Source organism: Pseudomonas sp. AD21, from assembly GCF_002878485.1.
Classification (GTDB): Bacteria; Pseudomonadota; Gammaproteobacteria; order Pseudomonadales; family Pseudomonadaceae; genus Aquipseudomonas.
On sequence record NZ_NQYG01000025.1, the window covers coordinates 13,688 to 30,042 of the forward strand.

Below are 16,355 nucleotides of genomic sequence, written 5' to 3' on the forward strand. Positions count from 1 at the left end.
ACATATGAAAATAACAAAGAGTCTGTTCCACGCCGGTGTTCTGGGATTGTCGTTGCTGGCGACCAGCGTCATGGCGGCCGTTCCCGCCGCCGAAGCCGACAAGCTGGGCAAGAGCCTGACCCCGATGGGCGCCGAAATGGCCGGTAACGCCGACGGCTCGATCCCGGCCTGGAAACCGCTGCCGAAAAATGCCGGCACGGTCGACAGCAAGGGCTTCCTGTCCGATCCGTTCGGCAGTGAAAAACCACTGTTCACCATCACCGCTCAAAACGTCGACCAGTACAAGGACAAGCTCGCTCCGGGCCAGTACGCGATGTTCAAGCGTTATCCGGACACTTTCAAAATGCCGGTCTACCCGTCCCATCGCGGTTCGACCGTGCCGGATGGCGTGTTCGCCGCCATCAAGAAAAACGCCACCACCACCAATCTGGTCGCTGGCGGCAACGGTCTGGAAAACTTCGACACGGCTGTGCCGTTCCCGATTCCGAAAAGCGGTCTGGAAGTGATCTGGAACCACATCACCCGCTATCGCGGGGGCAGCGTGACCCGTCTGGTGACCCAGGCGACCCCGCAAACCAACGGCTCGTTCAGCCTGGTGTATTTCCAGGACCAGTTCGTGTTCCGCGACAAGATGAAGGACTACGATCCGGCCAACCCGGGCAACATCCTGTTCTACTTCAAGCAGAAAGTGACCGCGCCGGCCCGCCTGGCCGGTACCGTGCTGCTGGTGCACGAAACCCTCGACCAGGTGAAGGAGCCGCGCAAGGCGTGGGTCTACGCGACCGGTCAGCGTCGCGTGCGCCAGGCACCGCAAGTGTCCTATGACGGTCCGGGTACTGCCGCGGACGGTTTGCGTACCTCCGACAACCTCGACATGTACAACGGTGCGCCGGATCGCTATGACTGGAAGCTTGAAGGCAAGAAAGAAATCTACATTGCCTCCAACAGCTACAAGATCGATTCGCCGACCCTCAAGTACACCGACATCATCAAGGCCGGCCATATCAACCAGGACCTGACCCGCTACGAGCTGCGTCGCGTCTGGCACGTGGTGGCAACCCTGAAACCGGGTCAGCGTCACATCTACGCCAAACGTGACTTCTACATCGACGAAGACACCTGGCAGGCAGCGGTCATCGACCATTACGACGGTCGCGGTCAGCTGTGGCGTGTGGCCGAGGCGCATGCCGAGGACTACTACGACAAGCAGGTTCCGTGGTACGCGCTGGAAGCCCTGTATGACCTGCAATCGGGCCGCTACCTGGCACTGGGCATGAAGAACGAAGAGAAATCGGCGTATGACTTCGGCTTCTCTGCCACCAAAAGCGAATTCCAGCCGGGCAACCTGGGCCAGGACGGTATCCGCTAAGCTTTGACCCGAGGCCGCATCCTCGAAAAAACGCCCCGACTGGTTCGGGGCGTTTTTTTTGCGTAGCGATTTTGTAGCCATTTGTAGCAACAACTTCATATGCACGCCGTTTAAGGCTAGTCTGCGGACATCTGCCACGCCGCCAACAGCCATTCAAACAAGAGCCGGCCATGACTGATCTGTCCCCGCTTCCGGGTCCTGCAAGCGTTGCCGTCGCGACACTGGACGGGCGTTTTTTTCGCCCGCCGTTGCCCGACGGATACGTATTGCGACCGCGTCTGTGCGAGCGCCTGAGCGCCGGCCTCGGTGGACGTCTGTTGCTGGTCTGCGCCCCTGCAGGTTTCGGCAAGAGTTCGCTGGCGGTGGAGTTCTGTCAGAGCCTGCCGGCGCACTGGCAAAGTCTCTGGTTGGGCCTGAGCCCGCGAGACAACGACCCGGGGCGGTTTCTCGAGCGATTGCTGGAAGGGCTGCAGGATTACTATCCGGACCTGGGCAGCCGCGCGCTCGGGCTGTTGAAAATGCGCCAGCGCCATCAGCCATTTGCCTTCGAAGAATGGCTCGACGGCTTGCTCGATGAGCTGGCGCTGCAACTGCAACCCACGGCGCCGCTGTTGCTGGTGCTCGACGATTACCATCTCGCCCAAGGGCCGGTGCTCGACCGTTGCCTGCAGTTTTTCCTCAATCACTTGCCCAATGGCTTGCTGGTCATGGTCACCAGTCGTCAGCGCCCGGACTGGCATCTGGCGCGTCTGCGCTTGTCGCGCCAGTTGCTCGAGCTGCATGAACAGGATCTGCGTCTGACCCATGATGAAGCGCTGGCGCTGCTCGACCGGCACAGCAGCTCATTGCGTGGCGAAGCCCTGGAGAACCTGATCCAGCGCAGCGAGGGCTGGGTCGCCGGGCTGCGTTTCTGGTTGCTCGCGGTCTCCGAGGCCGGCAGCGAGGCTGCGTTGCCACCCGCACTGAACGGCGGGGAAGGGCTGATCCGCGATTACCTGCTGGAAGAAGTCATTGATTGTCTGCCCGCCGAGGTGCAGGCGTTTCTCTACGACACCGCGCCTCAAGAGCGATTCTGCAGCGAGCTGTGCGATGCGGTGCGCGAAGCCCACGACAGCGCCGAAATTCTCCGGTTTTTGTTGGCGCATCAGGTATTTCTGGTGCCGTTGGACGAACACGGTCACTGGTATCGCTACCACCATCTGTTTTCCGATTTGCTGCGCAGCCGACCCGTCACCCAGACTCTGGTGCCGGCGGCGACCTTACACCTGCGCGCCTGCCGCTGGTTCAATGCTCAAGGCTTGCTGGATGAAGCGGTAGAGCAGGCCTTGCGCGCCGGTCATCTGGATGTCGCGGCCAACTTGGTGCAGAACCTGTCCGAGGAGCAACTGCTCGCCGAACAGAATGTCGGCATGCTGCTGCGCTGGAAAATGGACTTGCCCGACAGCCTGCTGATCAGTACGCCTCGGTTGATCGTGCTGTACAGCTGGGCGTTGGGGCTCGCCTGTCAGCTTGATGCTGCCGAAGAGTTATCCAGTCATCTGAGCCGCTTTCTGCCGGCACCCTCGGCTTCCGCGCAGAAGTCGATGCTCGCGCAGTGGCTGGCGCTCAGCGGGATCATCGCCCGTGGGCGCGGGCATCGTGAGCTGACCCAGCGCTATTGCAGCGAGGCGCTGGAAAGCCTGCCGGTCAAGCGTTACGGGCAACGGCTGATGTGCCTGTCGACGTTATCCAATCTGGCGATTGCCGACGGCGACCTGTGGCGTGCCCGGGGCTTGAATCGAGAGTCCCTTGAGCTGGCGCAACGCGTCGGCAACCCGTTGTTCGAGGCCCTGGCGCATTACGACCGGGCGCGGGTATTGCAGTCGCGCGGGGAAATTCTGCGCGCACTGGATGAGGTGCATCAGGGCCTCGATCGTCTGCGCGGGCTGTCGGCGCAACGTCTGTACGCGGTGCGTGCGCGGCTGACCCTATACGAAGGTTTTCTGTTGTCCATGCGCCTGCAGCCACAGGCAGCCCGTGCTCGATTGCTGACCGGGCTGGCTGAAGCGCGCGCCTGTCGCGATATCAGCGTGTTGATCGGCCACTGCGTGATCGCTCGTCTGGACGGAAGTTCAGGCGAGTTTGCCAAGGCTTTTGCCGAGCTCGCCGAAGCTGAGCGCCTGATGCATATCTGGGACGTGCCGCCGATCTATTACCTGGCGATGATTACCCTGGTCAAATGCGAACTGTGGCTGGCGCAAGGCCGAATCGATCTGGCCGAGGCCTGGCTGGCACGACTGGGCCAGACCTACACCGGCGAACGCGCAGCGGCGCCACCGGAATTTCATCCACAGCTGCCGTTGCACGTCGAGCTGCAGCAAGCGTTGCTTGATGTGGTTCAAGGGCAACCGATGCTCGCCGAAGGGCGGTTGAATGTGCTGTTGGAAAACGGTCAGCAAACCGGTCGACAGTTGCTGTGTGTGATGGCGCTGGCGCAGAAGGTCGCCTTGTTGCTGGGCACTGGCCGCGAACCGGAGGCGCGCAAGGCGTTGAGTCAAGCGCTGGAAGCGGCGGCTGGTGGCGTGATGCAGCCGTTTGACGCACTGATCAGAGAACATCCGGACTGGTTGCGCAGCCAATTGCACGCCTCACCGGCGTTGGCAGGACAGCAGTTACTGGCGCATTTTCCGCAGGTGCCGGCACGGCCGGTCATTGAGTCCGCGGCTGCCGAACAACTCAGCAGTCGCGAGCTGGCGGTACTGCGTTTGATTGCCCAGGGCTGTTCGAATCAGGAAATCAGCGAGCAATTGTTCATTTCGTTGCATACGGTAAAAACTCATGCCAGCCACATCAACAGCAAGTTGGGGGTGGAGCGGCGTACGCAGGCGGTGGCGCGAGCGAAGGCGCTGGGCGTTTTGACCTAGCGCCGCGAACTTGATCGACGCCAACAAAAACGCCCCGAGCAGTCGGGGCGTTTTTGTTGGCTATCCGACCTGCGAGCAGGTCGGATAGCGGTTGTATCAGGCCACCAGATCGTTGGCGCTGAAGCTGTTCACACCCACCAGCTGGATCTCGAAGTCGGCACCGGTGTTGCCGCTGACGTTGCCTGACAGCACGTGGTCGACGAAGCGCAGTTGGCCTGCGCCGGTGAAATCGGCTGCACCGATGAAAGAGAAACCGTTGAAACCAGCATCCAGCAGGTTGGCATCAAATTTCGTCAGGTCGATTTTGTCGCCCTGTGCGCTGTTGAAGTCAGTGATGACGTCGCGCAGATTGCCAGTACCGGTTTCGTTCCACGCGTTGAACACGAAGGTGTCAGCACCTGAACCACCCGTCAGCGTATCGGTGCCCAGACCGCCGATGAGAATGTCATTGCCGGCTCCGCCGTTGAGCAGGTTGTTGCCGTCATTGCCAGTCAATTTGTTGTTCAGGGCGTTACCGGTACCGTTGAGGTTGCTGCTGCCTGTCAGTTCGAGATTTTCCAGGTTGTCACCCAGAGTCCAGTTCACCGACGACCGTACGGTATCTATTTCACTGGCCAGAGTGCTGGTTTCGATGACCGTGTCGCCGGCGTTGTCGACGATGTAGGTGTCGTTGCCCAGACCGCCGATCATGGTATCGGCGCCCAAGCCGCCATCGAGGGTGTTGTTGCCATCGTTGCCGGTCATGCGGTTGTTCAGCTCGTTGCCGGTACCGTTGAGGTTGGCAGTGCCGATGAGCAGTACGTTCTCGACATTGGCGCCGAGGGTGTAGTCGATGGAGGCGAAGACCCGGTCGATTTCGGTCAGTGAGGTGCCGGTCTCGACAACCACGTCACCGATGTTGTCGACGTAGTAGGTGTCGTTGCCGGCGCCACCGATCATGGTATCGGCGCCCAGGCCGCCATTGAGGGTATTGACCCCGTCAGTACCGGTGAGCACGTTATTCAGGTCGTTGCCGGTCAGATCAAGTACGCCGCTGCCAAACAGTTGGCCGTCCTCGACATTGGCAGACAAGGTGTAGCTGACCGAGGACTTGACCAGATCATGGCCTTCACCGCTCAGTTCGGTGACGATGTCACCAGCGTTGTCGACGATATAGGTATCGTCGCCGGCACCGCCGATCATGGTGTCGGCCCCGGCCTTGCCATCGAGGATGTTGTTGCCGGCGTTACCGGTCATGCGGTTGTTCAGCTCGTTGCCGGTCCCGTTGAGGTTGGCAGTGCCGGTGAGCAGCACGTTCTCGACATTGGCGCCGAGGGTGTAGTCGATGGAGGCGAAGACCCTGTCGATTTCGGTCAGCGAGGTGCCGGTCTCGACAACCACGTCACCGATGTTGTCGACGTAGTAGGTGTCGTTGCCGGCACCGCCGATCATGGTGTCGGCCCCGGCCATACCGTTGAGGGTATTATTCAGATCGTTGCCGGTCAGCTTGTCGTTGAAAGCCGAGCCAATGGCGTTCTCGATCTTGGCACCAATCGCGATCCCGAGTCCGTCATTGACCAAGGTGTTGTTGGTGAGGTCGGTGAAGGCTTTGCCGATCTGACTGTAGGCGCCCTCATTCAAATTGATGTTGACGGCTGCGAGCTGGTTGCTGCCATCAATGGTGTCATTGCCACCTGCATCCCAGATCGTCTCGAAGACGGACTGGTTGGCATCCCATTTGTACACGTTGTCGCCGGTTTGCCAAAGCATGTTGGCGCCATACAGGCTTTGCATCGCAATGATGTCCAGCACCATTGGCGTCGTTGGCTGATAGGAGTAGTTGCTGTTGTAACTCATCACGGTGAAGTGAACGTCATCAAACGACGGATCGAGCAATTGTTTGTTGGCTGCACTTGTATCGAAAGGATGCTTGAGGCCCAGGGCATGTCCGATTTCATGCACAAACGTCAGGTAATCGTAGGTGCCCTTGACCGGATTCGGATCATCGGTAGCCATCCCGACCCATACATCGCCCGCAGCGGGCAGGTTGTCAGGAAAGTAAGCCCAAGCCGCCGTTTTGTTGTCCATCAATCGATAGCCGCCGAAGCGCAGATCACCCACAGTGCCCAGGTTATCGCTGGTGAGGGTGAAATTGATGTTGGCAACGGCGCTCCACGCCCCCAGGGCCCCGATAATCGAAGTCTTCTGCGCGGTCGTCAGTTCATACAGTGCGTTGTATTCATTCTTGGGGCTGTAATTGGTGGCGAAATACGAAGTCCCCGGAGCCATGAAGCTATAGCTGAGGTTGGTCGCCCCGAACGGATTTCAGTCGGATCCGAGCCAGAATTTACCGGCAATAAGGCTGTCGACGAGCGCGTTGCCAGTCAGTGAAGCGGGAAACGTGAAGGAGTACGTCAAGGGCGTAGGCATGCGTGGATTTCCTGAGTGCGCTGCGGCCCTTCCTGAATGCGACCGCTACAAAAAAATGCGATTTTGCACCAGAACCAGACTGTTTGACATCATTGGGCCACTATTTTTCTGATTGGTGGCGTCAAATTACTGACCGGGCGATCTGTATCGGCTTTTGAAGTAGAATTCTGAAACAAGCCCCACTACCGTTCGTCCAGGATTTCCCATGACTGCTCCCAGCCCTGCGCTCATTCGCGAGACCTTCCCCGTCGGCCCGCTCCAGTGCAACTGCACGATCATCGGCGACCCGATCAGCAAAAAAGCCATCGTCGTCGACCCGGGCGGCAATCCCGACCTGATCATGGCGCGCCTCGATGCCCACGGCCTGAAAGTCGTCAGCATCATCCACACCCACGCGCATCTCGATCACTTCCTCGCCTCCGGGCAGATGAAAGAAAAGACGGGGGCGACCCTGCATCTGCACAAAGAGGATCAATTCCTGTGGGACAACCTCGAGATGCAATGCCAGATGTTCGGCGTGCCTTACACCCCGGTGCCGTCGCCGGATCGCTGGTTGAGCGACGATGAAGAACTGGCCTGCGGCTGCGGTGTGGCGCTGCATACGCCGGGACATACACCCGGTTCCATGAGTTTTTGGTTTTCCGAGGCTAAGCTGTTGATTGCCGGCGACACGCTGTTTCGTCGCGGCGTAGGACGCACGGATTTGTGGGGCGGCGATCAGGCGACCATCGTGCGATCGATCAAGCAGCGGCTGTACACCCTGGACGAAGACGCAACAGTGATCACCGGGCATGGCCCGGACACGCGTCTTGGGGATGAAATGCGCGAAAACCCGTTCGTGCGCGCCTAAACATTTTGTCACGAGTGTGCGGCGGAATTTTTCGGCATTGTCATGATCCAACGCCCGCAAAGGTCTATTGCCTAGGGCCGCTGCCACACAGAATGCGAAAAAACCAGGAGCTCTTCATGTTCACCACGCCTCGTTTGATTATTGTTGCTACCGCTGTGGCCATGTTGGCCGGCTGCGCCTCACCTAACCCGTATGACAATCAGGGGCAGGCCGACGGTGGCTCGCAAGGCATGAGCAAAACCGCCAAGTACGGCGGTCTCGGCGCTTTGGCCGGTGCCCTGGCGGGTGCTGCCATCGACCACAACAACCGTGGCAAGGGTGCCTTGATCGGCGCGGCGGTGGTGGGTGCTTCGGCCGCCGGTTACGGTTACTACGCCGACCAGCAAGAGAAAAAACTGCGCGCCAGCATGGCCAACACCGGGGTTGAAGTGCAGCGTCAGGGCGATCAGATCAAACTGATCATGCCGGGCAACATCACCTTCGCCACCGATTCGGCGAACATCGCGCCAAGCTTCTATCAGCCACTGAACAACCTGGCGAATTCGCTGAAAGAGTTCAATCAGAACCAGATCGAAATCGTCGGTTACACCGACAGCACCGGCGCCCGCCAGCACAACATGGACCTGTCCCAGCGTCGTGCGCAGAGCGTGGCAACCTACCTGACTTCGCAAGGTGTCAGCGGTGCCAACCTCTCGGCCCGTGGCGCTGGTCCGGATAACCCGATTGCCAGCAACGGTGACGTCAATGGCCGTGCGCAGAACCGCCGCGTTGAAGTCAACCTGAAGGCGATTCCGGGTCAGCAGTATGGTGGTCAGCAGCAACAGCCGGGTACGGTTCAGCAGTATCCGTAACTGAATGCCTGAATGAAGAAATGCCCGGTCCTGGTGATCGGGCATTTTTTTGTGTGGCCCGTGCCGGCCCCTTCGCGAGCAAGCTCGCTCCCACAGGTGGTGATGGTGTACACAAAATTTGTGTTCCACGCCTGACCCTGTGGGATCGAGCTTGCTCGCGAAGGGGGCATAACAATCAGCCACAAATCATCGGACACAAAAAAGCCCCCGGACACATCACTGTCCGGGGGCTTTTTGTTTGCAGCGAAGGCTGACTACTTCTGCAAACCGCTGATTACTTCTTCAAGCCATAGTGCTCATCGAGCATGCCCGGTGAGTTCGGGGTTTTCGGTGCGTAGTCGCGTGGCGGCTCCTGATCGCGCGGCGGCGTCAGGCGTTCGCGCGGTGCCTGTGCGGCATCGGCGTGCAAAGCGGCGATCAGGCGTTGACGGGTCTGCTCGTCCAGGGCCAGGCGGTTGGCGCCCTCGGCGAGATGATCCTGTACTTCCTGATAGCTCTGGGTCAGCTTCTTGACCAGCATCGCAGTGCTGTTGAAGTGGGTGACCACCTCGTTCTGATAGCTGTCGAAACGCTCCTGGATATCATCCAGTTGACGCTGCGTACGGCTCGGCGCGGCATTCGGTGCGACGCGAGCGATCAGGAATCCAATGGCGACACCCACAACCAGGGCAAGAGTCGGTAACAACCAAACTAAGAGCGAGTGTTCCACGAGTCCTTCCTCTATAAACGGCTTTGCTTTACGTTAACGGCTCGAACCTGCGCTGTATACCGCGATTCACTCGCAATAGATTGGCACAGACAATTTGCTAGACGAGTCGACCCGATTCGAGGTCACGGAGTTCCTTCCTTGCTGATGCGTGAAACCCCTGTAGTGATTGCCGGCCCAGTCGGCCAGATTGAAGCGCTGTACCTGGATAATGAGCAGCCACGCGGCGTCGCGTTGATCTGCCATCCCAACCCGGTGCAGGGCGGCACCATGCTCAACAAGGTCGTCTCGACCCTGCAGCGCACCGCACGTGACGCGGGTCTGATTACCTTGCGCTTCAACTATCGCGGCGTCGGCGCCAGCGAAGGCTCCCACGACATGGGCAGCGGTGAAGTCGACGACGCTCAGGCCGCCGCCGCATGGCTGCGCGAGAAACACCCGGATCTGCCGCTGACCCTGTTCGGTTTCTCCTTTGGCGGATTTGTTGCAGCAAGTCTCGGCGGTCGTCTCGAAGCCCACGGCGTGCAGCTCAAGCACCTGTTCATGGTCGCGCCGGCGGTGATGCGCCTGGGCGATCAGGATCAACTGCCGCAGCAGGGCGAACTCACCGTGATCCAGCCGGAAACCGACGAAGTGATCGATCCGCAACTGGTCTACGACTGGTCGGAACAACTCCATCGCCCCCATGAGCTGCTGAAAGTGGCAGAATGCGGACACTTTTTTCATGGCAAGCTGACCGATCTCAAGGATCTGCTCCTGCCGCGTCTCTCGAATTGATTGCAGTCTGACAAGCGATTACCCATGACGAACCGTACCCGTATCCTCACCGGCATCACCACTACCGGCACGCCGCACCTGGGCAACTACGCCGGCGCCATCCGCCCGGCGATCCTTGCCAGCCGCGACAGCAATGCCGATTCGTTCTACTTCCTGGCCGACTACCACGCCCTGATCAAATGCGATGACCCGCTGCGCATCCAGCGCTCGCGTCTGGAAATCGCCGCGACCTGGCTGGCCGGTGGCCTGGATGTCGACCGCGTGACGTTCTACCGTCAGTCCGACATCCCGGAAATCCCTGAGCTGACCTGGCTGCTGACTTGCGTCGCGGCCAAGGGCCTGCTCAACCGCGCGCACGCCTACAAGGCCTCGGTGGACAAGAACGTCGAGACCGGTGAAGACCCGGATGCGGGCATCACCATGGGCCTCTACAGCTACCCGGTGCTGATGGCGGCGGACATCCTGATGTTCAACGCACACAAGGTGCCGGTCGGTCGTGACCAGATCCAGCACGTGGAAATGGCGCGTGACATCGGTCAGCGCTTCAATCACCTGTTCGGCCAGGGCAAAGAGTTCTTCACCATGCCCGAAGCGCTGATCGAGGAAAGCGTGGCGACATTGCCAGGCCTCGACGGGCGCAAGATGTCGAAAAGCTACGACAACACCATTCCGTTGTTTTCCAGCGCCAAAGAGATGAAGGACGCGATCTCCCGTATCGTCACCGACTCCAAAGCGCCGGGCGAAGCGAAAGATCCGGACAACTCGCACCTGTTCACCTTGTTCCAGGCGTTCGCCACGCCTGCGCAGGCTGACGAGTTCCGCAGCGAACTGCTCGGTGGCTTGGGTTGGGGCGAGGCGAAGAATCGTCTGTTCCAGCTGCTGGACAACGACCTCGGCGAAGCGCGCGACAAGTATCACCAGTTGATCGAGCGCCCGGCAGACCTGGAAGACATCCTGCAAATCGGCGCGAAGAAGGCCCGTGCTGTGGCGACGCCGTTCCTCAATGAATTGCGTGAAGCGGTTGGCCTGCGTTCTTTCGTCAATCAGGTGCAAGTCGCTGCAACCACCAAAAAGAAAGCCGCGAAAGCCGCGCGTTTCGTCAGCTTCCGCGAAGACGACGGCAGCTTCCGTTTCCGTCTGCTGGCGGCCGATGGCGAGCAACTGCTGCTGTCGCGCAACTTCGCCGACGGCAAAACCGCAGGCCAGGTGACCAAGCAACTGCAATCCGGTCAGGCGCTGGACATCCGCAATCAAGACCTGAGCTTCAGTGTCTGGCTGCAAGGCGAGTGCGTCGGCGACAGCCCGGCCTTCGCCGATGCCGCTGCACGTGATGCGGCCATCGAGGCCCTGCGCGTTGCGCTGACCCCGGTTCAGGACTAATCCACGGCGCGGCCCGACCAAGGGCTGATTGCCATTCCTACGGGCCGTCGCTACAGTGACGGCCCGTTTTTGTTGCCTTGCTAACGAATTATGACGCCCCTAGAACGATACCAAGCTGATCTGAAACGCCCGGACTTCTTTCACGACGCCGCGCAGGAAACTGCTGTGCGTCATTTGCAGCGCCTGTACGAAGATCTGATCGCCGCTGACCAGAACAAGCCGGGCCTGCTGAGCAAGCTGTTCGGCAAGAAGGATCAGACGCCGGTCAAGGGTCTGTATTTCTGGGGCGGTGTGGGCCGCGGCAAGACTTACCTGGTCGACACCTTCTTCGAAGCGCTGCCGTTCAAGGAAAAGACCCGTACCCACTTCCACCGCTTCATGAAGCGTGTGCACGAAGAGATGAAAACCCTTGGCGGCGAGAAAAACCCGCTGACCATCATCGCCAAGCGCTTTGCGACTGAATCGCGGGTGATCTGCTTCGATGAATTCTTCGTCTCCGACATCACCGACGCGATGATCCTCGGCACGCTGATGGAAGAACTGTTCAAGAACGGCGTGACCCTGGTCGCGACCTCGAACATCGTCCCGGACGGCCTGTACAAGGACGGCCTGCAGCGTGCACGCTTCTTGCCGGCCATCGCGCTAATCAAGCAGAACACCGAAATCGTCAACGTCGACAGCGGCGTCGACTACCGTCTGCGTCACCTCGAACAGGCGGAGCTGTTCCACTATCCGCTGGACGAAGCGGCTCACGAAAGCCTGCGCAAGAGCTTCCGTGCGCTGACGCCAGAGTGCACTGCAGCGGTCGAGAACGATGTGCTGATGATCGAGAACCGCGAAATCCGCGCCTTGCGCACCTGCGATGACGTGGCCTGGTTCGATTTCCGCGAACTGTGCGACGGCCCACGCAGCCAGAACGACTACATCGAACTGGGCAAGATCTTCCACGCCGTGCTGCTCAGCGGCGTCGAGCAGATGAGTGTCACCACCGACGACATCGCCCGGCGCTTCATCAACATGGTCGACGAGTTCTACGACCGTAACGTCAAGCTGATCATTTCTGCCGAAGTCGAGTTGAAAGACCTGTACACCGGCGGACGCCTGACGTTCGAATTCCAGCGTACGCTGAGCCGTCTGCTGGAGATGCAATCGCACGAATTCTTGTCCCGGGCACACAAGCCTTAAACAGATTCGGCGAATAAAAAGGGCCTGCAATTACAGGCCCTTTTTTTATCTCGAATTCACCGGCCCGCGCACACTGATCATTCCCACGCTCCGCGTGGGAATGCATACCGTGACGCTCTGCGTCACATTCCGGGGCGGACGCAGAGCGTCCATTGGCAGCATTCCCACGCAGAGCGTGGGAACGATCATCGGGGGGGGGTTAAGCTGCCTGCTGAAACTGCTGCCGATACTGGTTCGGCGACAATTCAGTGTGCTGGCGGAACAGCCGCGCAAAGAAGCTCGCGTCGTCGTAGCCGACCTCATAACTGATGGTCTTGATGCTCTTGCGGCTGCCGGACAACAAGCCTTTGGCGGTCTCGATACGCAGGCGTTGCAGGTAATGCAGCGGCTTGTCGCCGGTGGCGGTCTGGAAGCGGCGCATGAAGTTGCGGATGCTCATGCCATGCTCGCGAGCCACGTCTTCGAAGCGGAACTTGTCTGCGAAGTGCTCTTCGAGCCAGTGCTGGATCTGCAGGATGATCACGTCCTGATGCAGCTTCTGGCCGCCGAAACCGATACGCCCCGGCGAATAGCTGCGCTGCACTTCATAAAGAATGTCGCGGGCCACGGCTTGCGCCACGTTGGCCCCGCAGAAGCGTTCGATCAGGTAGATATAGAGATCGCACGCCGACGTCGTGCCGCCGGCGCAATACAGGTTGTCGGCGTCGGTCAGGTGTTTGTCCTGATTGAGGTAAACCTTCGGGAAACGCTCGGCGAACGCATTGAAGAAACGCCAGTAGGTGGTCGCTTCCTTGCCGTTGAGCAACCCGGCCTCGGCCAGCCAGAACACTCCGGTGGCTTCGCCGCAGAGCACGGCGCCACGGGCGTGTTGTTCGCGCAACCACGGCAGAATCTGTGGATAACGACCGCAAAGCGTTTCGAAGTCGTCCCAGAATGCCGGGAGGACGATGACATCGGCGTTTTCCAGGCCGCCGTCCACCGGCATCACCACGTCACTGAAACTGTTTACCGGTTTGCCATCGGGGCTGACCAGGCGCGTTTCGAACGCCGGTGTCAGGCCGTGGCCCAGTTGTTTGCCGTAACGCAGACTGGCCAGATGGAAGAAATCCTTGGCCTGCATGAGAGTGGATGCGAAAACCCGGTCGATTGCCAGGATGCTGACGCGCCGCAAGGGCGTGGAGACTTGCTTGGACATAATTCAACTTTTGTTTTGTTTTTATAAGGGAAAGTGGTCACCAGACGGCTGGATCGTCTTATTTTTTGTCGGATGTGTCCAGTGTCCTGTATCGGAGGTGGGGCTTAGTCTCTGAAGGTCATATCCATTCAACAAGAAAGAAAGGTGCCGCATGATCCCCAGAACCTTGTTCAGCTCCGAGCACGAATTGTTCCGTGACAGCGTACGAACCTTCCTTGAAAAAGAGGCCGTGCCGTTCCATGCGCAATGGGAGAAACAGGGCCACATCGACCGCAAGCTGTGGAACAAGGCAGGGGAGGCGGGGATGCTCTGCTCGCATCTGCCGGAAGAATACGGCGGCCTGGGCGCGGACTTTCTGTACAGCGCGGTGGTGATCGAGGAGGTCGGTCGTCTCGGGTTGACCGGTATCGGTTTCTCACTGCATTCGGACATCGTCGCGCCGTATATCCTGCATTACGGCAGCGAGGCGCTGAAGCACAAGTACCTGCCGAAACTGGTCTCGGGCGAGATGGTCAGTGCCATCGCCATGACCGAGCCGGGCGCCGGCTCCGACCTGCAAGGGGTCAAGACCACCGCAGTGCTGGACGGCGACGAGTACGTGATCAACGGCTCCAAGACATTCATCACCAACGGCTTTCTGGCTGACCTGGTCATCGTCGTCGCCAAGACTGATCCGAAGGCCGGCGCCAAGGGCACCAGTCTGTTTGTGGTGGAGGCGAATACGCCGGGCTTCGAGAAGGGCAAGCGTCTGGAGAAGGTCGGAATGAAGGCCCAGGACACGTCGGAATTGTTTTTCCAGGACGTGCGCGTACCGAAGGAAAACCTCTTGGGGCAGGCCGGGGCAGGGTTTACCTACTTGATGCAGGAACTGCCGCAGGAGCGTCTGACCGTGGCGATCGGTGGTCTGGCCTCAGCCGAAGCTGCGCTGAAATGGACGCTTGATTACACCCGTGATCGCAAGGCGTTCGGCAAGGCGATCGCCGACTTCCAGAACACGCGCTTCAAACTGGCGGAGATGGCCACCGAGATTCAGATCGGCCGGGTCTTCGTCGACCGCTGCCTGGAGCTGCACCTGCAGGGCAAGCTCGACGTGCCGACGGCGGCGATGGCTAAATACTGGGGCACCGACCTGCAATGCAAGGTGCTCGACGAGTGCGTGCAGTTGCACGGCGGCTACGGATTCATGTGGGAATACCCGGTGGCCCGGGCGTGGGCGGATGCGCGTGTGCAGCGGATCTATGCCGGCACCAATGAAATCATGAAGGAGATCATTGCGCGGTCGCTCTGATCTTCGTTTCCACGCTCTGCGTGGGAATGTCGCCGGGGACGCTCCGCGTTCCGCTGTTGAGGCGATCCGACTGGCCTCTTCGCGAGCAGGCTCGCTCCCACAATGGATCGCTGTACCTGTGGGTGCGAGCCTGCTCGCGAAGCTTTTAGCGGTCGATCAAGGCGCCGGATTCGGATGATCCTTGTGAATAGCCTCGATCCCTTCCAGCACTTCATCGGAAAGCTTCAGATCGAAACTGGCAATGTTGGTGTCCAGTTGCTCAAGCGTCGTCGCACCAATGATGTTGCTGGTGACGAACGGTTGCCGGGTCACGAACGCCAGCGCCATTTGCGCCGGATCCAGACCGTGTTCGCGGGCCAGTGCAACGTAACGACTGCACGCTGCTTCCGACTGCGCGTTGAAATAGCGGCTGAAGCGGCTGTAGAGGCTCAGGCGACCTTTCGGCGGACGGGCGCCACCTTCGTACTTGCCTGACAGGAAACCGAACGCCAGTGGTGAATAGGCCAGCAGGCCGCATTGTTCGCGGATGGCGATCTCCGCCAGACCGATCTCGAAGCTGCGGTTGAGCAGGTTGTACGGGTTCTGGATCGACACCGCACGCGGCCAGCCACGGGCCTCGGCCAGGGCGAGGAAGCGCATGGTGCCCCACGGGGTTTCGTTGGACAGGCCGATGTGGCGGATCTTGCCGGCCTTCACTTGCTCGTCGAGCGCTTCGAGGGTGTCTTCGAGCGGGGTCAGGTTGGCTTCGATCTTGTGTTTGTAGCCCAGTTGTCCGAAAAAGTTGGTGCTGCGCTCCGGCCAGTGCAGTTGATAGAGATCGATGTAGTCGGTCTGCAAGCGCTTGAGGCTGGCATCCACCGCTTCGGTGATGTGCTGGCGATTGTGGCGCAGGTTTTTGTCGCGGATGTAGTCGATGGTGTTGCCTGGGCCGGCGATCTTGCTGGCGAGGATCCAGTCGGCGCGGTCGCCGCGACTCTTGAAGTAGTTGCCGATGTAGCGCTCGGTAGTGGCGTAGGTTTCGGCTTTTGGCGGCACCGGGTACATCTCGGCGGTGTCGATGAAGTTGATCCCGGCTTCTTTTGCGTGTTCGATCTGGGCGAAGGCTTCAGCTTCAGTGTTTTGCTCGCCCCAGGTCATGGTGCCGAGGCAGATTGCGCTCACGTTCAGGTCGGTACGGCCTAGCTGGCGATAGTCCATCGGGTGCTCCTTGGGCAAAACAATCATAAAAGCAGGTTGAAATATTTTTCGCAATCTGCATAATTGCCGACCTCTTTCTGCAGTGGAAGTGATGCGCCGCCGCCGAAGAATCTTGCCGTTGAACGGACGCGCCGACCCGAGCCCCCGAAAGCGTCTGTATCCGGCTGCCTTTGACTTGTCAAAGTACGCACTATTCAGTAAGATCCGCCGTCTAATTTACAGGGCGGCCCCTGAGGCTATAAAGA

12 protein-coding genes are annotated in these 16,355 nt (G+C 59.7%); 8 read left to right on the forward strand and 4 right to left on the reverse strand.

What is annotated here, in order from left to right; genetic code table 11:
- Positions 1-4 precede the first annotated feature (4 nt).
- Positions 5-1,369 carry a DUF1329 domain-containing protein gene (locus PseAD21_RS16330; RefSeq protein WP_102356574.1) on the forward strand — a complete coding sequence of 455 codons (1,365 nt, stop codon included), beginning with the start codon at positions 5-7 and terminating at the stop codon, positions 1,367-1,369.
- A 170-nt stretch (positions 1,370-1,539) separates the two neighbouring features.
- Positions 1,540-4,272, forward strand: a complete 2,733-nt coding sequence (locus PseAD21_RS16335; RefSeq protein WP_102356575.1) for a LuxR C-terminal-related transcriptional regulator — start codon at positions 1,540-1,542, stop codon at positions 4,270-4,272.
- 96 nt (positions 4,273-4,368) lie between these two features.
- Here the strand turns inward: PseAD21_RS16335 and PseAD21_RS16340 are convergent, their stop codons facing one another.
- Positions 4,369-6,540: a M10 family metallopeptidase C-terminal domain-containing protein gene (locus tag PseAD21_RS16340; RefSeq protein ID WP_102356576.1), complete on the reverse strand. Its 2,172-nt coding sequence runs from the start codon at positions 6,538-6,540 to the stop codon at positions 4,369-4,371.
- A 346-nt stretch (positions 6,541-6,886) separates the two neighbouring features.
- Between PseAD21_RS16340 and PseAD21_RS16345 the strand changes: the two genes are divergently transcribed.
- Both PseAD21_RS16345 and PseAD21_RS16350 read left to right on the forward strand, forming a co-directional pair.
- Positions 6,887-7,531: an MBL fold metallo-hydrolase gene (locus tag PseAD21_RS16345; RefSeq protein ID WP_102356577.1), complete on the forward strand. Its 645-nt coding sequence runs from the start codon at positions 6,887-6,889 to the stop codon at positions 7,529-7,531.
- A 116-nt stretch (positions 7,532-7,647) separates the two neighbouring features.
- On the forward strand, positions 7,648-8,382 hold the full coding sequence (locus PseAD21_RS16350; RefSeq protein WP_102356578.1) for an OmpA family protein: 735 nt from the start codon (positions 7,648-7,650) through the stop codon (positions 8,380-8,382).
- Between the two features lie 274 nt (positions 8,383-8,656).
- Here PseAD21_RS16350 and PseAD21_RS16355 read toward each other — a convergent pair whose 3' ends face one another.
- Positions 8,657-9,091, reverse strand: a complete 435-nt coding sequence (locus PseAD21_RS16355) for a YhcB family protein (protein ID WP_064392879.1) — start codon at positions 9,089-9,091, stop codon at positions 8,657-8,659.
- 144 nt (positions 9,092-9,235) lie between these two features.
- Here PseAD21_RS16355 and PseAD21_RS16360 point away from each other — a divergent pair, with 144 nt between their 5' ends.
- The 3 genes from PseAD21_RS16360 (at position 9,236) to zapE (ending at position 12,430) form a co-directional block, all read left to right on the forward strand.
- Positions 9,236-9,865, forward strand: a complete 630-nt coding sequence (locus tag PseAD21_RS16360; RefSeq protein ID WP_102356611.1) for an alpha/beta hydrolase — start codon at positions 9,236-9,238, stop codon at positions 9,863-9,865.
- A 24-nt stretch (positions 9,866-9,889) separates the two neighbouring features.
- Positions 9,890-11,245 carry a tryptophan--tRNA ligase gene (locus PseAD21_RS16365; protein ID WP_102356579.1) on the forward strand — a complete coding sequence of 452 codons (1,356 nt, stop codon included), beginning with the start codon at positions 9,890-9,892 and terminating at the stop codon, positions 11,243-11,245.
- Between the two features lie 90 nt (positions 11,246-11,335).
- A complete protein-coding gene (zapE, locus tag PseAD21_RS16370) occupies positions 11,336-12,430 on the forward strand; it encodes a cell division protein ZapE (protein ID WP_102356580.1) in 1,095 nt (364 codons plus the stop codon).
- Between the two features lie 199 nt (positions 12,431-12,629).
- Here the strand turns inward: zapE and PseAD21_RS16375 are convergent, their stop codons facing one another.
- A complete protein-coding gene (locus PseAD21_RS16375; RefSeq protein ID WP_178082134.1) occupies positions 12,630-13,526 on the reverse strand; it encodes a GlxA family transcriptional regulator in 897 nt (298 codons plus the stop codon).
- A gap of 250 nt (positions 13,527-13,776) precedes the next feature.
- On the opposite strand from PseAD21_RS16375, the gene PseAD21_RS16380 reads away from it, so the two are divergent.
- A complete protein-coding gene (locus PseAD21_RS16380) occupies positions 13,777-14,913 on the forward strand; it encodes an acyl-CoA dehydrogenase family protein (RefSeq protein WP_102356582.1) in 1,137 nt (378 codons plus the stop codon).
- Positions 14,914-15,069: 156 nt separating this feature from the next.
- Here the strand turns inward: PseAD21_RS16380 and PseAD21_RS16390 are convergent, their stop codons facing one another.
- On the reverse strand, positions 15,070-16,110 hold the full coding sequence (locus tag PseAD21_RS16390) for an NADP(H)-dependent aldo-keto reductase (protein ID WP_102356584.1): 1,041 nt from the start codon (positions 16,108-16,110) through the stop codon (positions 15,070-15,072).
- Positions 16,111-16,355: the final 245 nt, after the last annotated feature.